Genomic DNA, 18,484 nt, shown 5'->3' with positions numbered 1-18,484 from the left:
GAACACATGGCATTTCTCGACCAGCACCCCGGCCTCGGCTTCCCCGCCGCGGCCGGCCTGGGACTGCTGCTGGGCAGTTTCCTCAATGTAGTGATCCTGCGCCTGCCCAAGCGCATGGAGTGGCAATGGAAGCGCGATGCGCGCGAGATCCTCGGCGAACCGGACATCTACGAGCCGCCACCGCCGGGCATCGTGGTCGAGCCCTCGCACTGCCCGCACTGCAAGCACAAGCTGTCCTGGTACGAGAACATCCCGGTCTTCAGCTGGCTCGCGTTGCGCGGCAAGTGCCGGCACTGCCATACGCCCATCTCCATCCAGTACCCGCTGGTCGAGCTGCTGACCTCGCTGCTGGTCGTGGCCAGCGTCTGGCGCTTCGGCTTCGGCTGGCAGGGTTTCGGCGCGATCGTGCTCAGCTGCTTCCTGGTGGCGCTGTCCGGCATCGACCTGCGCACCCGCCTGCTGCCCGACCAGCTCACCCTGCCGCTGATGTGGCTAGGCCTGATCGGCTCCATGGACAACCTCTACATGCACGCCAAGCCCGCCCTGCTGGGCGCGGCGGTGGGCTACTTCTCGCTCTGGGCGGTGTGGTGGCTGTTCAAGCAGCTCACCGGCAAGGAAGGCATGGGCCATGGCGACTTCAAGCTGCTGGCCGCGCTGGGTGCCTGGTGCGGGCTGAAGGGCATCCTGCCCATCATCCTGATCTCCTCCCTTGTCGGGGCGATCATCGGCTCGATCTGGCTGGCCGCCAAGGGCCGCGACCGCGCCACACCGATCCCCTTCGGCCCCTACCTGGCCATCGCCGGCTGGATCGTGTTCTTCTGGGGCGACCAGATCGTCGGCGGCTACATGCATCTGGCCGGGCTGGCGTAAGCGCCCGCCCGCGGCGATGAGCGATTTCGTCATCGGCCTGACCGGCGGCATCGCCTCTGGCAAGAGTGCGCTGGGGCGCGAGTTCGAATCGCTGGGCGTGACCGTGGTGGACGCGGACGTCGTCGCCCGCGAGGTCGTGGCGCCCGGCCCCGTGCTGTCGCGTATCGCCGAGCGCTTCGGCCGCCACGTCCTCCAGGCCGACGGCACGCTCGACCGGCGCGCGCTGCGCGAACTGGTCTTCGCCGACGAGGAACTGCGGCTGGCCTTGGAAGCCATTACCCACCCCGCCATCCGAGAGCGCCTGCAGGCGCAGTGCCGGGCGGCGCCCGGGCCCTACGCCATCGCCGCCATTCCGCTGCTCGCCGAAGCCGGCGGGCGCCGGGTCTATCCGTGGCTGGACCGCATCCTGGTGGTCGATGCGCCGGTGTCCCTCCAGCGCGAACGCCTGATGGCGCGCGACGGCATCGATGCCGCGCTGGCCGATCGGATGATCGCGGCGCAGGCCAGCCGCGAGCAACGGCTGGCGCTGGCGGACGACGTGGTGGTCAACGACGGTGATCCGGCGCATCTGCAAGCGCGCGCCCAGGCACTGGCCGGCGAATACCTCGCGTTGAGCCGGCAGGGCTGAGCGCCGCTCAGGAAGCCGCGGGAGGTTCCTCGCGCGGCGCTTCCAGCGCGGGCATGCCGTCGTTGGAAAAGTACAGGGTCGCCACCACGCCGCGGGTGTCGCCCGGGCGCACGCCCACCCGCCAACCGTACAGGTCGCACAGCCGGCTCACGATCGACAGGCCGATGCCGCCGCCCTGCGAATGGCCGGCATGGGTGCCGCGATAGCCGCGCTGGAACAGCTTGGCGGCATCTTCCTCGCTCAGGCCTGGGCCGGTGTCGGCCACTTCGACCGAATCCTCGTGGACCACGACGCGCACCTGCCCTTCCTGGGTGTACTTCACCGCGTTGCCGATCAGGTTGCCCAGTGCCACGGACAACGCAGACTCCGGCGCGTCGATCACCAGGTCGGTGGCGCCTTCCAGCACCAGTTCCAGCGGCTTGCCGCCGAGCTGGGCGCGATGGGCCTCGAGCAGTTGCTCGGCGACGCGGGCCACGTTGCTGCTGCCCTGGCCGCGCTCGTTGCGCGAGAGCAGCAGCAGCGCGCCGATGAGGTCGCTGCATTGCTGCTCGGCACGCTGGATGCGCTGCAGCCGCTGCAGCACCTTCTCGTCCAGGTTGGGGCGGGTCAGCAGCAGCTCGGTGGCGCCGCGGATCACCGCCAGCGGCGTGCGCAGCTCGTGGCTGACGTCGGCGTTGAACTCACGGTCGCGCTGCACCACCTCGGTCAGGCGGTTGGAATAGTCATCCAGCGCGCTCGCCAGCTGGCCGACCTCGTCGTCGGTGAAGTACGGCGCCAACGCCTTGGGCTCGCTAGTGCCGCCGCGATACGCGCGCAGGCGTGCGGCCAGGTCCGACACCGGCCGCATCACCTTCGAGGCCGACCACCAGCCCAGCACCAGCGACAACAGGCTGAATACCAGCACCGAGATCAGCAGCGTACGGTTGAGCTGCACCTCGCCGCGCTGGGCTTGTGTCATGTCGTAGGCCAGGAAGAACCAGGCCTCGTCGGTCTTGCGCACGGCCAGGCGGTAGGCGAAGGGCCGCCCCTCCTCGTCCACACCGCTGACGATGCGGTACACCCCCGGCTTGAGGTCCACCCAGTCGGGGTGTTCCTGGTAGAGCCGGTCCAAACGGTCGCGCGAATACACCCAGCCACGGATCTGGTCGATCGGCACCGGCGGGTTGTGGCTGGGGTCTGCGTAGAAGCGGCGGACGTACTCGTCGATATTGCGTTCCATCACGTCTTCGACGAGCTGGTTCTCCACGCGCGCGCGCGTCCACTTGGTGGCGAACGCGAACAGGCTGGTCAGGCAGAAGCCCAACAGCACGAAGGACAGGATGATTCGACTCCGCAGCCGCCGGCGGTACTGCCCGCGCTTCTGCGCGGGCCGGGCAGCGCTACCGCGCTCAGGCATCGGGTGAGGCGATCCGGTAACCGATGCCATGGCGGGTCTGGATCAGCGGCACGTCGAACGGCTTGTCGACCACCGCGCGCAGCCCGTGGATATGCACGCGCAGGGAATCAGAATCCGGCAGCTCCTCGCCCCACACGCGGGTTTCCAGCTCCTGGCGGGTCACCACGGCGGGGGAAGCCTCCATCAGCGCCTGCAAGATCTTCAGCGCGGTGGGGTTGAGCTGCAACAGCTTGCCGCGGCGGCGCACCTCGAGGGTGTCGAGGTTGTATTCCAGGTCGCCGGTTTCCAGCACGCGGGTATGCACGCCCTTGCCACGACGCGACAGCGCATTGAGCCGAACCTCGACCTCCTGCAGCGCGAACGGCTTGATCAGGTAGTCGTCGGCGCCGGAATCGAAGCCGGCCAGCTTGTTGTCCAGCGAATCGCGGGCGGTGAGCATCAGCACCGGCGTCTGCTTGCGCGCCTCGTTGCGCAGCTTGCGGCAGACCTCGATGCCGTCCATGCCAGGCAGGTTCAGGTCCAGCACGATGGCATCGAAGTCATGCACCACCGCCAGGTGCAGCCCGGTCACGCCATCGGCGGCGAAGTCCACGGTGTGCCCGCGGTCCTCCAGGTAGTCCCCCAGGTTGGCGGCGATGTCGCTGTTGTCTTCGATTACCAGAATTCGCACTTGGTTGTTCCTTACGGTTCTTGCGGTTGCGTCGCACTGCGTGGCCGCGAAGGCCCCGCCGCGCCGGCGGATGAGACGGATATCATCCCGGGCACTCGTCAAGATCCTGTTGACGGCGCGCCGGTCCTCCACAGCTCAGACCCGGCCGGCGGCCAAAAGTTGCCCTCCACTTCGCGACCGGCGCCGCGTGCGGCGTCCGGTCGTACTGCTGCCGGCTTATCGGCCGCTGCCCCCGTTGCGCGGGTCGTACTGCAGCTGGCGCTGCGACAGGTCGCGCGCCGCGCGCTCGCCCTGCTCGCGCAGCCGGCGGCGCTCGGCAACCGTCATGCACTTGGAGGTGATGCGGTTGGAGCCCATCTGGCGCTCGCGCTCGCAGACCACGCGGCTGTCTTCCTTGGCGCCGGTCAGCAGGGTGTTGACGATCTCCTGGTCATTGAACGCCTGCGTTTCGGCCTCCGGGGTCAGCGGACGCCCGCCGGAGGTCTCCAGCGCGCCGGTAATGCGGCCCAGCGCCTCGCGCACCTTGCTGCGGTTCTCCACGGAGATTTCGGCGTAGGTCTCGCCGTCGGCCATGTCCTGGTTGATCTTCTGCAGCTGCTTGGCCACCACGTCGGGCGCGTTGTGCAGGTCCAGCGGCGCCTGGGCCGGCGCGGCCAACGCACTGGCGGACAGCACCAGGGAGGAGAACAACAGCGTGCGAACGAACCGCTTCATAGGGCAACCATCCATGTAATAAGGAGAACCGACTGTAATCCATGGCCTTGACCGGGTAAATCGCACCGTTCCGGCCACTTCCGCCGCCCGCAGGCAACAAAAAGGCCCAGGCGCTGGCCGCGCCTGGGCCGAAACATCCCGATTCACCGTTTCCTGCGAGGGCAGAGCTGCGGTCTGGTAGAAGCTACCGCCCGGGCAATTAAACAGCCGTTAAATTTTCACTAAGAAGTCGCCCGGCGACGCGGGCGAACCGGCTTGGCCCCGCCCGCGGCCACGGCGGCCTCGATCCGGGCCAACACCGCCCCGGCCACGTCCACCCCGCACACGGCCTCCACGCCCTCCAGCCCCGGGGTCGAATTCACCTCCAGCACCAGCGGGCCGCGCCGGGAGCGGATCAGGTCCACCCCCGCCACTTCCAGGCCCAGGGCCCGGGCCGAGCGCACCGCCACGTCACGCTCCTGCTCGGTGGCCACGGCCGCCGCCGCGCTGCCGCCCAGGTGCAGGTTGGAGCGAAAGTCGCCCTCGGCCGCCTGCCGGCGCATCGCCGCCACCACCTGGTCGCCGACCACGAAGCAGCGCAGGTCCGCACCCTCCGCCTCGCCGATGAACTCCTGCACCAGGAAGTTGGCGTACAGGCCACGCAGGGCCTCGACGATGCCGCGCGAGGCGCTCGCCTTCTCGGTCAGGATCACGCCGGTGCCCTGCGCACCCTCGTTCAGCTTCACCACGTGGGGCGGCGGGCCGAGCATGGAAAGCAGGTCCTGGGTGTCGTCCGGGTTGTCGCCAAACACGGTAACCGGCATGTCGATGCCCTGCGCGGCGAGCAGCTGGTGCGCGCGCAGCTTGTCGCGGCCCCGCAGGATCGCGTCGGACGGATTGGGGGTATAGGTGCCCATCATCTCGAACTGGCGCAGCACCGCCGTGCCGTAGCGCGTGACGGAGGCGCCGATACGCGGGATCACCGCGTCGAAGCCGGTGATCGCCCGCCCCTTGTAGTGCATCGAGAACTGCCCGGCGGCGATGCGCATGTAGCAGCGCAGCGGGTCGAGGATGCGCACGGTGTGGCCGCGCTCGCGGGCGGCCTCCACCAGGCGCCGGGTGGAGTACAGCTTGCTGTTGCGGGAAAGGATGGCGAGCTTCATCGCGGCCGGTCGCGGAGCGGTCCGGACGCATCTTGCCCGGCCCGGTGAAGTGCAGCCTCAGGCGCGCGTGGCGGCCTGGAAGATGGAGCGGGCGATGGGAATCGAACCCACGTCAGTAGCTTGGGAAGCTACAGCTCTACCATTGAGCTACGCCCGCGCGGCGTTGGCGCAAGTCTAGGGGCCGCGGCAGTCGAACGCAATGCGGCCGGTGCAAACGAAAGGGGCCGGCATGGCCGGCCCCTTCGCGTCTTGCACAGCGGATCGTGGATCAGAACGCGCCGCTGAAGTTGACGAACACCGTCATGTCGCGCGCGCTCTTCTGCGCGGTGGTGGAGGTCACGCCGAAGTTGCTCTGCAGGCCCCACACGCCGGTACGCGCGCCGAGGACGACGGTGGCGTAGTCGCGGTCGAAGTCGATGCCCGGCACGTAGTACATGCCCACGCCCGGCATGGATTGCAGCCACGCGCTGGCTTCCTTGTTGTCCTCGAACTCGTGGTCGTAGGTCACCTGCAGGTACGGCTTGATGGACGCGCCATCCAGGCGGAACTGCCAGCCCACGCGGCCGACCAGCGAGTCGATGTCCTGGTCGTCGTAGCCGAGCGCGGTGGCGCTCTCGTTGCTTTCGACGTAGCCGTCCATCTTCACCTTCTGCCAGGTCAGGCCGACCACCGGGCCGTGCTTGAAGCTGCCCTCGCCCAGCTCGTAGCCGGCGTTGATCGCGGCGGTCAGGTTGCTGCCGTCGGCCGAGCCCTTGTGCTCGCGGGTGGCCGGGCCGAGCTGGACCTTGCGGTTCACGTCGTAGCTCAGCCAGCTGTAGCTGACCTGCGCGTTGACCCACACCGGGCCGGTGTACCAGCCGAAGAAGCCGCCCAGCGTGGTGTCGTCCTGGGTGAAGTCGCCACGGCTCTGGCCGAAATCGGCATCCATGCGGCCGTAGCCGGCGAAGCCGCCGAACACCAGGTCGCCACGGTTCCAGTCCACGCCGAACAGGCCGGCCGGGGCCATGCCGTCGTACAGGTCGGCGTGGTCGTAGCGCTGCATGTCGCCGCGCACGCTGCCCCACCAACGGGTGCCGTCGGCTTCCGGCTTGCCATCCAGGTGCCAGGCGACCTGGTCGGCGCGCGAACGGCCGGTGACCGCGGCCGAATGCGTCAGCACCTGCTGCAGGCGCGGCGCTTCCAGGATCGACAGCGCGTACTCGCCCAGGATCTGGTGGGTGGCGGTGGTCGGGTGCACGCCGTCGGCGAACAGCCAGGTGTTCTGCGCGTTCGGCGCGGCCAGGCTGGTCGGGTTGCAGGTCGGCAGCACCGCGGTGCAGGCCTGGCCGGTGACGTTGGTGAAGCCGTAGGTGCCCGGGTCGGCGACGATTTCCTGCAGGATGTGGAAGGTGTCGACCGGGATCACGCGCAGGCCGGCGGTCTGCAGGCCGGAGAACAGCGCGTTGTTGTAGGCGGTGGCCAGCGCGGTGCCCTGCGCCATGCCGACGGCGCCCAGCGCGCGCGAGGACGGGGTGAGGCCGATATCCGGGATGGTCGGGACCATCACGTACTTGGCGCCGGCCGCTTCGAGCTGGCCGACGATGCCGACCTGCGCGGTGACCGCCGCGCCGATGGTGGCCTGCGCCGGTGCGCCGGCGGCCACGGCGAACAGGTCGTTGGCGCCGCCCCACACGGTGTACAGCGCGTTCGGGTTGGCCTTGCCGCCGTTGGCGGTGAGGTAGTTGTTGACCTGGGTGACGAGCGAAGGCGCCGGGCCCAGCGCGCTCACCGAGGTGGCGTTCACGCGTGCACCGCCGGCGGCGTAGTTGTCACCGGTCTGGCCGTTGCCGTGCGCCGCGGCATTGGTGCCGTAGTAGTCGGCCACGTATTCGGCCCACACCCAGCCCGGGTTGGTGGTGAACTTGCCGGTCACCGGCTGCACGCTCGCCGGCAGCAGCGGACGGTAGTAGCCGCTGTCGGTCAGGCTGTCGCCGAAGAACACGGTCTGGTTGAAGGCCGAATCGGCGAACGCCGGCGCGGAAGCCAGCGCGATGGCGACCGCCATCAGGGAACGGATCGGACGGAACGACGAGGACATCGGGGAACTCCCTGTTTTTTGTTTGATCCTGGGGGATCGTGGATACCGCCTGCCTGCGAGCGTACGCAGGCGCATGGTGCATCTTTCCACCGCGCCGTCGACCGCTCACGCTGCACTGCGGCATGAAACGAAAGCGCGCGCCGGATCGGCGCGCGATGCGACAATGATGACATGGACATCCAGCTCAATGGCGAACCCCGCCACATCGCACCCGACACCACCTTGGCCGCGCTGCTGGGCAGCGAGGGCCTGGCCGAGCGCCGCGTCGCGGTGGAGATCAACGGCGAGATCGTGCCGCGCGGCCGCCACGCCGAACACCGCCTGGCCGAGGGCGACCGCATCGAGATCGTGCACGCGCTCGGCGGCGGCTGAAGCCCGCACGGCCGGCCCGCATGCAGCGGCCGGGGGGTGGGATGGGTGATAATTGCGCGATGAGCACCCCGACCTCCCCCGATTCGCTGGTCATCGCCGGCAAGACCTACCGTTCCCGATTGCTGACCGGCACGGGCAAGTTCAAGGATCTGGAAGAAACCCGCCTGGCCACCGAGGCCGCGGGCGCCGAAATCGTCACCGTGGCGATCCGCCGCGTGAATATCGGCCAGAACGCGAACGAGCCGAACCTGCTCGACGCCCTGCCGCCGGACCGCTACACCCTCCTGCCCAACACCGCCGGCTGCTACACCGCCGAAGACGCGGTGCGCACCTGCCGGCTGGCGCGCGAACTGCTCGACGGCCACAACCTCACCAAGCTGGAAGTGCTGGGCGACCAGAAGACCCTGTACCCGGACGTGGTGCAGACCCTCAAGGCCGCCGAACTGCTCGTGGCCGACGGCTTCGACGTGATGGTCTACACCAGCGACGACCCGATCCTGGCCAAGCGGCTGGAGGAGATCGGCTGCGTGGCGGTGATGCCGCTGGCCGCGCCGATCGGCTCGGGCCTGGGCATCCAGAACAAGTACAACCTGCTGCAGATCATCGAGGATGCCAAGGTGCCGATCATCGTCGATGCCGGCGTGGGCACCGCCTCGGACGCGGCCATCGCGATGGAACTGGGCTGCGACGGCGTGCTGATGAACACCGCCATCGCCGGGGCGCGCCAGCCGGTGCTGATGGCCAGCGCGATGCGCAAGGCCGTGGAAGCCGGCCGCGAAGCGTTCCTGGCCGGGCGCATCCCGCGCAAGCGCTACGCCAGCGCGTCCTCGCCGGTGGACGGGCTGGTCGGCTGATGACCGACCCGTTCTCCAGCAGCGGATCCAAGGCCCCGCCCAAGCCGTTCACGGTCACCGAAGGCCGCCGCGAGGTGCGCAGCTTCGTGCTGCGCCAGGGCCGCTTCACGCCCGCGCAGCAGCGCGCGTTCGACGAGGCCTGGCCGCGCTTCGGCCTGGATTTCACCGGCGCGCCGCGCGACTACGACGCGGCCTTCGGCCGCAGCGCGCCGCGGGTGCTGGAAATCGGCTTCGGCAATGGCGCTGCGCTGCGCTTCGCCGCGCGTCAGGATCCGAGCCGCGATTACATCGGCATCGAGGTTCATGCGCCCGGCGTGGGCCGCCTGCTCAATGCACTGGCCGAGGACGGCAGCGACAACGTGCGCCTCTACCACCACGACGCGGTCGAGGTGCTGGAGAAGGAAGTGGCCGATGCGTCGCTGGACGAAGTGCGCATCTACTTCCCCGACCCGTGGCACAAGAAGCGCCATAACAAGCGCCGCCTGGTGCAGCCGGCCTTCGCCGCGCTGCTGGTGCGCAAGCTGCGCCCGGGGGGCCGCCTGCATTGCGCCACCGACTGGGAAAACTACGCCGAGCAGATGTGGGACGTGCTCGACGCCACCGAAGGCCTGTCCAACCGGGCGGGCCCTCGCGGCCACGTGCCGCGCCCCGAATGGCGCCCGCAGACCCACTTCGAAACCCGTGGCCAGAAACTCGGCCATGGCGTGTGGGATCTGCTCTACGATCGGACCTGAGCCCGGCCCCGCTCGCCCAAGGAAACCCGCCGCGACATGGAAACCGCGCTGACGCTGACCAACGACATGAAGCTGGTGCTGGCGTTGGTCGGCTTCACGATGGCCATGTTCCTGTTCGAGCGCATCCGCGCCGACGTGGTGGCGTTGATCGTGCTGGTGGTGCTCGGCGTGACCGGGCTGATCGCGCCCGAGGAGATCTTCGGCGGCTTCTCCGGTAACGCGGTGATCAGCATCATCGCCACCACCATCCTGGGCGCCGGGCTCGAGCGCACCGGCGCGCTGAACCGCCTCGCCTCCTGGCTGCTGCGCCGCTCGCACGGCAACGAGAAGCGGCTGATGACGATGACCCTGGCCATCTCCGGGCTCAACTCGTCCTTCATGCAGAACCCCTCGGTGATGGCGCTGTACCTGCCGGTGGCCTCGCGGCTGGCCGCGCGCACCGGCCTGACCCTGCAACGCCTGCTGCTGCCGATCGCCGCGGCCATCGTGATGGGCGGCGCGCTGACCATGGTCGGCAACTCGCCGCTGATCCTGCTCAACGACCTGCTGATCTCGGCCAACAACAACCTGCCCTCCGGCATGGCGACCATCGAGCCGCTGCGCATGTTCGCGCCGATGCCGATCGGCGTGGGGCTGCTGGTGGCCGCGCTGCTGTACTTCCGCTACTACGGCGACCGCAAGCTGGTGGAAGAAGAATCGCTCGCCAACGACGGCGTCACCCCGGCACGCACCGAAAGCTACTTCGCCAAGACCTACGGCATCGAAGGCGACGTGTTCGAACTAGTAGTGAGCGCCGAAAGCCCGCTGGTGGGCATGACGCTGGGCGAGGCCGAAGCGCTGCACGACGCGCCGCTGATGCTGGCGCTGAAGACCGGCAACGACACCCGCCTGGCGCCGCCGGCGGACATGCGCATCTGGGTGGGCAGCGTGCTCGGCGTGATGGGTGCGCGCCAGCACGTGGCCGATTTCGCGCAGAACCAGTTCCTGCGCATGTCCTCGCGCCTGCGCCACCTGGGCGATCTGTTCAACCCGAGCCGCGCCGGCATTTCCGAGGCACTGATCCCGCCGAACTCGCGCTTCATCGGCAAGAGCGCCGGCGAGCTGCGCCTGCGCAAGCAGAGCGGCATTTCCCTGCTGGCGATCAACCGCGACAAGCAGGTCATCCGCGACGACGTGCGCCAGGAAAAACTGCGCGCCGGCGACATGCTGGTCTTCCACAGCATCTGGCAGGACCTGGGCCAGGCGGCCGAGACGCGCGACTTCGTGGTGGTCACCGACTACCCGAAGGGCGAGCAGCGGCCGCACAAGTTCAAGATCGCGATGGCCATCTTCGCCGTCACCATCCTCATCGCGCTGACCTCGCGCCTGCCGGTCTCGCTCACGCTGATGACCGGCGTGGCCGGCATGCTGGTCACCGGCGTGCTGCGCATGGACGAGGCCTACGCGGCGATCAACTGGAAGACGGTGTTCCTGATGGCAGGCCTCATCCCGCTGGGATGGGCGATGGACAGCAGCGGCACCGCGGCGTGGGTGGCCGGACACACCATCGAACGCCTGCCCGAGGGCATCCCGGTGTGGGTGCTGGAAATCGCCCTGGCGCTGTTGACCACCGCGTTCTCGCTGGTGATCAGCCATGTCGGCGCCACCATCGTGATGGTGCCCATCGCGGTGAACCTGGCGCTGGCGGCCGGCGGCAACCCGACCGCATTCGCGCTCATCGTGGCGCTATCGGCCTCCAACAACCTGATGACCGCCTCCAACCCGGTGATCTCCATGGTCACCGGCCCGGCGAACTACACCCCGCGCGAGTTGTGGCGGGTGGGTGCGCCGCTCTCGCTGGTCTACGTGGTGGTGATGGTGGGCGTCATCCACCTGATGACGTGGTGGGGCGGCCTGTAGGACTCAGGCCAGCCGGACTTCGCCGTCGGCCACCTGGACGGCCACCGCGCGCAGGCGGTCGCCCCGGCACGGGCCGGCCACGCAGTCGCCCTGCTGCAGTTCGAACGAGGCCCCATGCGCGGCGCAGACCAGGTGCCCCTGCGCGCTCTTGAGGAACTGCCCCGGCGCCCAGTCCAGGCGGCGCCCGGCATGCGGGCACACGTTCAACCAGGCCCGTACCTGCGCACCCTCCCGGTACAGCACCAGCGACTCGGCATCGCCGTCCACGCGCGCCTCCACTTCCAGGAAACCGCCGTCGGGCAGCTGGTCCAGAGGGGCAAGGAAGGAGGCATCAGTTTCGGCGGCGGACATGACAGCGGGCTTGCACGGGCGGGTCGGCATTGTGGCACGCGCGCCCGGGGCGGCCGCGCGACAAAATTTCCCCGCGCGCAAGTCATTGATCGTGAACGGATCAACCACGAATTAACGCATTTTTCACTCACGCAGCCATCACGGCCCGGATACTGCCGGCTGGCTCACCGGCAACCCATCGCCCATGCGCACTTCCTATTTCCAGTTCGGCAACGTTCGCACGCTGTTCGAACCCCGCAAGCCCCGTCACCCGCTGGTCCGCCTCGCGGCCGGCCTGGCCGGCCTGGCCATCCTGGCGGTGCTGATCTTCTTCGGCATCTTCGTCGGCGCGGCCATGATCCTGGCCGGCGTGGCCTGGAAACTGCTCAGCCGCAAGCGCGCGCCGGCCGCGCGCGTGGATGTGGTCGAGGGCGAATACCGCGTCGTCCGCAAGCCCGCGCTGCCGCTCTCGCGCTGAGGCGCCGGCCGCCGGCCGCGGGACGCGGGACGCGCGGCGGCTCCAACCGCGCAGGACTGCGCGCTAGACTCGCACGTTCCCCCACCCAGGACGTGCCGCATGACTTCCGATGTAATTCCCGCCGCCGAAATCCCGCGCATTCCCGTGGTGGGCGGCGGCACGTTTCCGGTGCGCCGCATCTACTGCGTGGGTCGCAACTTCGCCGACCACGCCCGCGAAATGGGCGCGCAGGCGCCGGCCTCCAAGGCCGAGCGCGGCCAGCCGGTGTTCTTCATGAAGCCCGCCGACGCCATCGTGGTCGGCCACGGCGACGAGATTCCCTACCCGCCCGCCACTCAGGACCTGCACCACGAGGTCGAGCTGGTGGTGGCGCTCGGCCAGGATGCCCCGGCCGGCGTGCTGCCGGTCGAACAGGCCGAAGCCCTGGTGTACGGCTACGGCGTGGGCCTGGACCTTACCCGCCGCGACCTGCAGGCCAACGCGAAGGCCAAGGGCCTGCCGTGGGACATCGCCAAGGGCTTCGATCATTCCGCGCCGGTGAGCGAACTGGTGCATGCCGGCGAAGTCGGCGCGCTGGACGCGCTCAACCTCTCGCTGGAGGTCAACGGCGAGGTACGCCAGCAATCGCTGCTGGACCAGATGATCTGGAACGTGCCGGAAATCCTGCACGAGCTGTCCAAGCTCTATGCGCTCAAGGCCGGCGATCTCGTCTTCATGGGCACGCCGGCCGGCGTGGCCGCCCTCAAGCCCGGCGATCGCTTCAGCGCGCGGCTGGAGAACGTGGCCGAACGGCACGGCGTGATCGCCTCCTGACACCGCACCGGCTAGGATCGTCATCTACCCCACACAGAGGAGACGCCATGGGCATGTTGAAGGAGTTCAAGGATTTCGCCATGCGCGGCAACGTCATCGACCTCGCCGTCGGCGTGGTGATCGGTGCGGCGTTCGGCAAGATCGTCACCGCGCTGGTGGAGAAGATCATCATGCCGCCCATCGGCCTGCTGATCGGCGGCATCGATTTCTCCAGGCTTGCCTGGGTGCTGGCGCCGGCGCGCGTCGGGCCGGACGGCAAGGAGATCCCGGCCGTGGTCATCGGCTACGGCGACTTCCTCAACACGCTCGTGCAGTTCGTCATCGTCGCCTTTGCGATCTTCCTCGTGGTCAAGGCGATCAACCGCCTGCACCACCCCAAGGCCGCCGCCCCGGCCGCGCCCAGCGAGGAAGTGCTGCTGCTGCGCGAGATCCGCGATTCGCTGAAGAAGTGATCCAAGTGGCGGGAGGGTGACCTCCCGCACAGGGCTCCCTGGCCGCGCGCTGCTAGGCTCGCGGTCTACCCTGCCACGGAGCCTTTCATGCGTCGCCTCGCTGTCGCCATCGCCGCGCTGCTCGCCACCTCCGGCGCCTTCGCCGCCGAACCCACCACGATTCCCGCCAAGTCCCTGGCCACCGCCACGCAGCTGCGCGAGCAGGCCCTGGCCGACGACACCGCGTGGAAGGTCACCGAATCGCTCACCACCGAGGTGGGCCCGCGCATGGCCGGCAGCGAAGCCGATGCCCGCGCCGTGGCGTGGGCCAAGGCCAAGTTCAAGGCGCTGGGCTTCGACAAGGTGTACGTGGAGCCGGTGACGTTCCCGAAGTGGGAACGCCGCGGCGAGCAGGCGCAGGTGGTCGGCGCCCATGCGCAGCCGCTGCACGTCACCGCGCTGGGCGGCAGCCCGGCCGGCACCGTCGAGGGCGAGATCGTGCGCTTCCCCGACCTGGCCGCATTGAAGGCCGCGCCGGAAGGTTCGCTGGCCGGCAAGATCGCCTTCGTCGATTACCAGATGGGCAAGAAGCGCGACGGCGCCGACTACGGCATCGGCGGTGCGGTGCGTTCGCGCGCGCCGTCCGAGGCGATCCGCAAGGGCGCGGTCGGTTTCCTGATGCGCTCGGCCGGCACCGATTCGCACCGCGTTCCGCACACCGGCATCACCCGCTTCGATGACGGCCTCACCCCGGTGCCGTCGGCGGCGCTGTCCTCGCCCGACGCGGACCAGCTGGCCCGCCTCGTCGCGCTCGGCCCGGTGCGGGTGCGCGTGGCGCTGGATTGCGGCTGGGACGGCACCGCGACCTCCTACAACGTGATCGGCGAGATCACCGGGCGCAGCAAGCCTAAGGAGGTCGTGGTGATCGGCGGCCACCTCGACTCGTGGGACCTGGGCACCGGCGCGATCGACGATGGCGCCGGCGTGGGCATCACCATGGCCGCCGGCCACCTGATCGGCCAGCTCAAGCAGGCGCCCAAGCGCACGATCCGCGTGGTGGCCTTCGCCAACGAGGAACAAGGTTTGTACGGCGGCAAGGCGTATGCCGAAGCGCGCGCCAAGGCCGGTGAGCTGCCGCTGCACCAGATCGGCGCGGAGAGCGACTTCGGCGCCGGCCGCATCTATGGCTTCAACACCGGTTCGGGCAACGCGGAAGGTTCGCGCGCGGCGACCCAGCAGATCGCCGACGTGCTCGCCCCGCTCGGCATCGAATACATGCCAGCGAAGGGCGGCCCGGGCCCGGACATCGGCCCGATCGCGGCCAAGGGTGGTGCGTGGGGCTGGCTGGCGCAGGACGGCACCGACTACTTCGACCTGCACCACACCGCCGACGACACGCTCGACAAGATCGACCCGAAGGCGCTGGCGCAGAACGTGGCCGCGTATGCGGTGTTCGCCTATCTTGCCGCGGAGGCCGATGGCGGCTTCGGCAGCGAGGCGAAGGCGACGGTGCCGCCGAACGAGTGAGTCGAGCGCGGCGACGACGCATCACGCGTCGCGCCGCTTCGATTTATCCAATGGAAGAAAGTCAGTCCGCCCTGCATATTCGTGATCGTTCGCCGCGCGGCGGCGAACCGAACCTAACCACGGGAGCGCGCGGATGCACGAACTGGCCACCGACGAAAACGAGCGCGGCTGCGCCACCGCAACGCCGCGCGAAGTGCCAGCGGGCCGCACCCAGTGGCCCGCGCGTTGGCTCAAGGCATATCTGGCCTACCACTTGGTGCTGTCGGGCCTGATGCTGCTCAAGCAGGGCCTGAGTACCGGTGATGAGGCGAAGATCCTGTTCGCGATGAGCACGGCCTGCGCGCTGTGGGTGCTGTTGCGCGGTTACGTCGTCCGCGTCAGCCCGCCTGCAGCCCCGCCCGCCAACTGGCCAGCAGCACCGCGGTGGCGCTGGCGACATTGAGGCTTTCCACCGCGCCGGTGCCGGGAATGGACAGGCGCAGGTCGCAGGCATCGGCCAGGTTGCGGTCCATGCCCTCGCCTTCGGCGCCCATCACGTAGACCAGCCGCGACGGCAGGCGCGTGGCGAATACATCCTGCCCGCCCTCCACCAGCGTGGCGGCCATGACGAAGCCGGCGTCGTGCAGCAGTTCATCGGCCTGCGCGGCCTTGGGCAGGCGCACCAGCGGCACCGCCTCGGCGCCGCCTTCGGCCACGCGCGCGGCCGCGCCGGAGAGCGCCAGCGGCGAGTGCTCCGGCAGCAGGATCGCCGACACGCCGAAATGCGCGGCCGAACGCAGGATCGCGCCGAAGTTGTGCGGGTTGCCCACGCCGTCCAGCCACAGCAGCAGCTTCGGGCCGGGTTTGAGGATCGTGAGCCAGTCGGCCAGCGCGGGAACCGGTTCGCGCTGCACGTCGGCTACGACGCCTTCGTGGTGCTGGCTGGCGGCCAGCTTGTCCAGGTCGCCCGCTTCCACCACGCGGTAGCCCACGCGATGGGCCACGCACCACTTCAGCAGCGGCTGCAGCTTGGGAATCATCGCCTCGGACAGGTACAGCTTGCGCAGCGCCGCCGGGCGCCGCTTGAACACCGCCAGCACGGCGTTGCGGCCGTACAGCCGCAGTTCCTCGCCGCGTGGCGGCGCACCCCCGCCCTCGGCAGGGTCACGCGGCGGGCGCGGCGGACGCGGGCCGGCAGGGCGCGAGCCGCCGCGCGGTTCGGCGGGGCGCGGCGAGCGGTAGGATTTCCAGGGATCGTTCACTGCCATAGTCCGGTAGAGGAAGGCCGCGCGCGGATGCGCGGCCTTCGGCCGGGGCATGATGCCGCCCCGCGCCGCCCCCGTCACCCTCGGCGGCTTTCAGCCGTCACGCCGCTTCCAGAAATCGGCGTTGCGGATGCCCACCGCGTCCGGGTCGAAGACCGGGTCCAGCCCCAGCTTCTTCTGCCGCTCGTAATCGCGCAGCGCGATCAGCGCCGGCTTGCGCACGATGAAGATGGCGATGATGTTCAGCCACGCCATCAGGCCCACGCCGATGTCGCCCAGCGCCCACGCCACGCCGGCGTTGTGGAAGGCGCCGAAGATCACCATGCCCACGATGCCCAGCCGCAGCACCAGCACGGTGAGTGGGCGGTGGCGGTTGTGGTTGAGGTAGCTGAGGTTGGTTTCGGCCATGTAGTAATAGGCCATGATGGTGGTGAAGGCGAAGAAGAACAGCGCCACCGCCACGAAGCCCGCGCCCCAGCCCGGCAGCACCGATTCCACCGCCGCCTGCGCGAAGCCCGGGCCTTCCTGCACGCCGGCCAGGCCGGCGAACAGGGGCGCGCCGCCATCGGGCGCATACACGTTGTACGTGCCGGTGGCCAGGATCAGGAACGCGGTGGAGGTGCACACCATCATGGTGTCGAAGTAGATGGCGAACGCCTGCACGTAGCCCTGCTTGGCCGGGTGCGAGACCTCCGCGGCCGCAGCGGCATGCGGGCCGGTGCCCTGGCCGGCCTCGTTGGCATAGATGCCGCGCTTGACGCCCCATTCCACCGCCAGGCCCAGCAGCGCGCCGAACGCGGCATGGCTACCGAAGGCGCTGCTGAAGATCAGCGCGAACATGCCCGGCACCTGCTCGGCATTGAGCACCATCACGGTGACCGCCATCAGGATGAAGCCGCCGGCCATGAACGGCACCACGACCTCGGCGAAGTTGGCGATGCGCTTGACGCCGCCGAAGATAATCACCGCCAGCATCAGCGCCACGCCGATGCCCAGCACCAGCTTGAACGCATCGCGCGCGGGCAGGCCCAGCCACTGGCCCTCGAAGCCGTTGCACCAGCCGGTGCCGGCGCAGGCGTTGGCCGCGCTGTCGGCGATGGCGTTGGCCTGCACGCCGGGCATCAGGAAGCCGGCGGCGACGATGGTGGCCAGCGCGAACAGCATGGCGTACCACTTCAGGCCCATGGCCTTTTCGATGTAGTACGCCGGGCCGCCGCGGTAGCGGCCATCGGCATCCTTGACCTTGTAAATCTGCGCCAGCGTGGATTCGATGTACGAGGTGGACGCGCCGAGGAAGCCCATCACCCACATCCAGAAGATCGCGCCCGGCCCACCGAAGGCGATGGCGGTGGCCACGCCGGCGATGTTGCCGATGCCGATGCGCCCGGCCATCGACATGGCCAACGCCTGGAACGAGGACACGCCGGCATCGGACTTCTGCCCGCGCACCGTCAGCCGCAGCATTTCGACGAAGCCGCGCACCTGCATGAAACGGGTGGCGAAGCTGAAGTACAGCCCGGCGCCCAGGCACATGACGATCAGCGCCTTGCTCCAGATGATGCCGTTGATCCACTCGATGATCGATTCCACGCGTTGCATTCCCCTCAGTTGGCGTTGGTCGGTACGGCACCCCTGCGCCAGGGGCCAGCCCATTGTGCCGAAGCCGGCGATGGCATGCGGCGCGTGGCGGGCATGCATCGTCCCGCGATGCGCCCCGCGCCGCATGGCGTAGCACTCACTCCGTCAGCGTCGCGCGCACACGTGCGAAAAGTCTCAAGTCCTGGGGCAGGCCGTCCTTGACCACCGCCAAGCGCATGCGTCCCTCTTCGGCAAAGCCGTTGCGCAGCAGCACGGCGGCCGAGGCGAGATTGTCGGGCATCACATGGGCGGCGAGCCGGTGCAGGCGCTGCGTGTGCATGACCCACGGCGCGAATGCGGCCACCACGCGGCTCATCACGCCGCGGCCCCAGTGCGCCGGCGTGAGCCAGTAACCGAGCAGCGCGCTATGCGCGGCCTCGGCGCGACCGGCCTGCTCGGCATGCGTGCCGATGCCGCCGGCGATGGCCCCGTCGATCACGATGGCCAAGACCGGATCGGACAAGTTCACCACCTCGCCGGCGAGGAAGCGCTCGGCATCGGCCAGGCTATAGGGATGCGGAAAGCGCCCGCTCAGCCAGCGCGCGATGCCGGGAGGGTTGGCCGCGGTGGCGAGGGCCGGCGCATCGTCGGCATGCCAACGTCGCAACAGGAAACCTTCGCCGCGCGGGAGGGGCGCGGTGTCCATGGCGAAATCCGAAGGGAACCC

Annotated in this window: 20 protein-coding genes and 1 tRNA gene; 11 read left to right on the top strand and 10 right to left on the bottom strand. The window is 69.2% G+C overall.

The genetic code is table 11. The features are described 5' to 3' along the window. Nucleotides 1–6 precede the first annotated feature (6 nt). Together P6166_RS10545 and coaE are read left to right on the top strand one after the other, a co-directional pair. Nucleotides 7–870 carry an A24 family peptidase gene (locus tag P6166_RS10545; RefSeq protein ID WP_277764418.1) on the top strand — a complete coding sequence of 288 codons (864 nt, stop codon included), beginning with the start codon at nt 7–9 and terminating at the stop codon, nt 868–870. A 16-nt stretch (nt 871–886) separates the two neighbouring features. Then, nucleotides 887–1,498: a dephospho-CoA kinase gene (gene coaE, locus P6166_RS10540; protein ID WP_277764417.1), complete on the top strand. Its 612-nt coding sequence runs from the start codon at nt 887–889 to the stop codon at nt 1,496–1,498. Nucleotides 1,499–1,505: 7 nt separating this feature from the next. Here coaE and P6166_RS10535 read toward each other — a convergent pair whose 3' ends face one another. The 6 genes from P6166_RS10535 to P6166_RS10510 form a co-directional block, all read right to left on the bottom strand. Further along, nucleotides 1,506–2,894, bottom strand: coding sequence for a HAMP domain-containing sensor histidine kinase (locus P6166_RS10535; protein ID WP_277764416.1), 1,389 nt, complete (start codon nt 2,892–2,894; stop codon nt 1,506–1,508). After that, the gene (locus P6166_RS10530; protein ID WP_057647931.1) at nt 2,887–3,564 is read right to left on the bottom strand and encodes a response regulator transcription factor; all 678 of its coding nucleotides are present in this window, start codon (nt 3,562–3,564) and stop codon (nt 2,887–2,889) included. The genes P6166_RS10535 and P6166_RS10530 overlap by 8 nt, the downstream gene beginning before the upstream one ends. A gap of 216 nt (nt 3,565–3,780) precedes the next feature. After that, nucleotides 3,781–4,278, bottom strand: a complete 498-nt coding sequence (locus P6166_RS10525; RefSeq protein ID WP_277764415.1) for a hypothetical protein — start codon at nt 4,276–4,278, stop codon at nt 3,781–3,783. 221 nt (nt 4,279–4,499) lie between these two features. Next, nucleotides 4,500–5,420, bottom strand: coding sequence for a 30S ribosomal protein S6--L-glutamate ligase (gene rimK / locus P6166_RS10520; protein WP_277764414.1), 921 nt, complete (start codon nt 5,418–5,420; stop codon nt 4,500–4,502). A gap of 83 nt (nt 5,421–5,503) precedes the next feature. Then, nucleotides 5,504–5,577, bottom strand: a tRNA-Gly gene (locus P6166_RS10515). Between the two features lie 111 nt (nt 5,578–5,688). Further along, nucleotides 5,689–7,464 carry an autotransporter domain-containing protein gene (locus P6166_RS10510; RefSeq protein ID WP_277764496.1) on the bottom strand — a complete coding sequence of 592 codons (1,776 nt, stop codon included), beginning with the start codon at nt 7,462–7,464 and terminating at the stop codon, nt 5,689–5,691. Nucleotides 7,465–7,668: 204 nt separating this feature from the next. Here P6166_RS10510 and thiS point away from each other — a divergent pair, with 204 nt between their 5' ends. The 4 genes from thiS to P6166_RS10490 are packed head-to-tail and all read left to right on the top strand — an operon-like array spanning nt 7,669 to nt 11,356. Beyond that, nucleotides 7,669–7,869 (top strand): sulfur carrier protein ThiS, encoded by a 201-nt coding sequence (gene thiS, locus P6166_RS10505; RefSeq protein ID WP_057647925.1) that lies wholly within the window; start codon nt 7,669–7,671, stop codon nt 7,867–7,869. A gap of 59 nt (nt 7,870–7,928) precedes the next feature. Next, the gene (locus P6166_RS10500; protein ID WP_277764413.1) at nt 7,929–8,723 is read left to right on the top strand and encodes a thiazole synthase; all 795 of its coding nucleotides are present in this window, start codon (nt 7,929–7,931) and stop codon (nt 8,721–8,723) included. Continuing rightward, nucleotides 8,723–9,457: a tRNA (guanosine(46)-N7)-methyltransferase TrmB gene (trmB, locus tag P6166_RS10495; protein WP_277764412.1), complete on the top strand. Its 735-nt coding sequence runs from the start codon at nt 8,723–8,725 to the stop codon at nt 9,455–9,457. The genes P6166_RS10500 and trmB overlap by 1 nt, the downstream gene beginning before the upstream one ends. 36 nt (nt 9,458–9,493) lie before the next feature. After that, nucleotides 9,494–11,356: an SLC13 family permease gene (locus P6166_RS10490; RefSeq protein ID WP_277764411.1), complete on the top strand. Its 1,863-nt coding sequence runs from the start codon at nt 9,494–9,496 to the stop codon at nt 11,354–11,356. A gap of 3 nt (nt 11,357–11,359) precedes the next feature. Here the strand turns inward: P6166_RS10490 and P6166_RS10485 are convergent, their stop codons facing one another. After that, on the bottom strand, nt 11,360–11,707 hold the full coding sequence (locus P6166_RS10485) for a Rieske (2Fe-2S) protein (RefSeq protein ID WP_277764410.1): 348 nt from the start codon (nt 11,705–11,707) through the stop codon (nt 11,360–11,362). A 184-nt stretch (nt 11,708–11,891) separates the two neighbouring features. On the opposite strand from P6166_RS10485, the gene P6166_RS10480 reads away from it, so the two are divergent. From P6166_RS10480 to P6166_RS10460, 5 genes are all read left to right on the top strand, one after another. Continuing rightward, nucleotides 11,892–12,164, top strand: a complete 273-nt coding sequence (locus P6166_RS10480) for a hypothetical protein (RefSeq protein WP_277764409.1) — start codon at nt 11,892–11,894, stop codon at nt 12,162–12,164. A 99-nt stretch (nt 12,165–12,263) separates the two neighbouring features. Continuing rightward, nucleotides 12,264–12,977, top strand: a complete 714-nt coding sequence (locus P6166_RS10475; protein ID WP_277764408.1) for a fumarylacetoacetate hydrolase family protein — start codon at nt 12,264–12,266, stop codon at nt 12,975–12,977. Nucleotides 12,978–13,024: 47 nt separating this feature from the next. Then, complete coding sequence (gene mscL / locus P6166_RS10470; RefSeq protein WP_277764407.1) at nt 13,025–13,429, top strand: large-conductance mechanosensitive channel protein MscL; 405 nt, start codon at nt 13,025–13,027, stop codon at nt 13,427–13,429. Between the two features lie 87 nt (nt 13,430–13,516). Continuing rightward, nucleotides 13,517–14,935 (top strand): M28 family peptidase, encoded by a 1,419-nt coding sequence (locus P6166_RS10465; protein ID WP_277764406.1) that lies wholly within the window; start codon nt 13,517–13,519, stop codon nt 14,933–14,935. 133 nt (nt 14,936–15,068) lie between these two features. Next, nucleotides 15,069–15,377, top strand: a complete 309-nt coding sequence (locus P6166_RS10460; protein WP_277764405.1) for a hypothetical protein — start codon at nt 15,069–15,071, stop codon at nt 15,375–15,377. On the opposite strand, the gene P6166_RS10455 is transcribed toward P6166_RS10460, so the two are convergent. From P6166_RS10455 to P6166_RS10445, 3 genes are all read right to left on the bottom strand, one after another. Continuing rightward, nucleotides 15,313–16,176 (bottom strand): RNA methyltransferase, encoded by an 864-nt coding sequence (locus P6166_RS10455; RefSeq protein ID WP_277764404.1) that lies wholly within the window; start codon nt 16,174–16,176, stop codon nt 15,313–15,315. The genes P6166_RS10460 and P6166_RS10455 overlap by 65 nt on opposite strands. Nucleotides 16,177–16,272: 96 nt before the next feature. After that, on the bottom strand, nt 16,273–17,769 hold the full coding sequence (locus tag P6166_RS10450; RefSeq protein WP_277764403.1) for an alanine/glycine:cation symporter family protein: 1,497 nt from the start codon (nt 17,767–17,769) through the stop codon (nt 16,273–16,275). A 145-nt stretch (nt 17,770–17,914) separates the two neighbouring features. Continuing rightward, the gene (locus P6166_RS10445) at nt 17,915–18,463 is read right to left on the bottom strand and encodes a GNAT family protein (protein ID WP_277764402.1); all 549 of its coding nucleotides are present in this window, start codon (nt 18,461–18,463) and stop codon (nt 17,915–17,917) included. Between the last annotated feature and the right edge of the window lie 21 nt (nt 18,464–18,484).

This window comes from Stenotrophomonas sp. HITSZ_GD (genome assembly GCF_029543105.1).
GTDB lineage: Bacteria > Pseudomonadota > Gammaproteobacteria > Xanthomonadales > Xanthomonadaceae > Stenotrophomonas_A.
Note: the sequence above shows the minus strand (reverse complement) of the source record. Positions and strands in the feature narration are given on the sequence as shown.

Bases quoted from the DNA above. Each gene is read 5' to 3' on its own strand.
- P6166_RS10545 (WP_277764418.1), top strand. From the start codon at position 7: ATGGCATTTCTCGACCAGCACCCCGGCCTCGGCTTCCCCGCCGCGGCC.
- coaE (WP_277764417.1), top strand. From the start codon at position 887: ATGAGCGATTTCGTCATCGGCCTGACCGGCGGCATCGCCTCTGGCAAG.
- P6166_RS10535 (WP_277764416.1), bottom strand. From the start codon at position 2,894: ATGCCTGAGCGCGGTAGCGCTGCCCGGCCCGCGCAGAAGCGCGGGCAG.
- P6166_RS10525 (WP_277764415.1), bottom strand. From the start codon at position 4,278: ATGAAGCGGTTCGTTCGCACGCTGTTGTTCTCCTCCCTGGTGCTGTCC.
- rimK (WP_277764414.1), bottom strand. From the start codon at position 5,420: ATGAAGCTCGCCATCCTTTCCCGCAACAGCAAGCTGTACTCCACCCGG.
- P6166_RS10510 (WP_277764496.1), bottom strand. From the start codon at position 7,464: ATGGCGGTCGCCATCGCGCTGGCTTCCGCGCCGGCGTTCGCCGATTCG.
- thiS (WP_057647925.1), top strand. From the start codon at position 7,669: ATGGACATCCAGCTCAATGGCGAACCCCGCCACATCGCACCCGACACC.
- P6166_RS10500 (WP_277764413.1), top strand. From the start codon at position 7,929: ATGAGCACCCCGACCTCCCCCGATTCGCTGGTCATCGCCGGCAAGACC.
- trmB (WP_277764412.1), top strand. From the start codon at position 8,723: ATGACCGACCCGTTCTCCAGCAGCGGATCCAAGGCCCCGCCCAAGCCG.
- P6166_RS10490 (WP_277764411.1), top strand. From the start codon at position 9,494: ATGGAAACCGCGCTGACGCTGACCAACGACATGAAGCTGGTGCTGGCG.
- P6166_RS10485 (WP_277764410.1), bottom strand. From the start codon at position 11,707: ATGTCCGCCGCCGAAACTGATGCCTCCTTCCTTGCCCCTCTGGACCAG.
- P6166_RS10480 (WP_277764409.1), top strand. From the start codon at position 11,892: ATGCGCACTTCCTATTTCCAGTTCGGCAACGTTCGCACGCTGTTCGAA.
- P6166_RS10475 (WP_277764408.1), top strand. From the start codon at position 12,264: ATGACTTCCGATGTAATTCCCGCCGCCGAAATCCCGCGCATTCCCGTG.
- mscL (WP_277764407.1), top strand. From the start codon at position 13,025: ATGGGCATGTTGAAGGAGTTCAAGGATTTCGCCATGCGCGGCAACGTC.
- P6166_RS10465 (WP_277764406.1), top strand. From the start codon at position 13,517: ATGCGTCGCCTCGCTGTCGCCATCGCCGCGCTGCTCGCCACCTCCGGC.
- P6166_RS10460 (WP_277764405.1), top strand. From the start codon at position 15,069: ATGCACGAACTGGCCACCGACGAAAACGAGCGCGGCTGCGCCACCGCA.
- P6166_RS10445 (WP_277764402.1), bottom strand. From the start codon at position 18,463: ATGGACACCGCGCCCCTCCCGCGCGGCGAAGGTTTCCTGTTGCGACGT.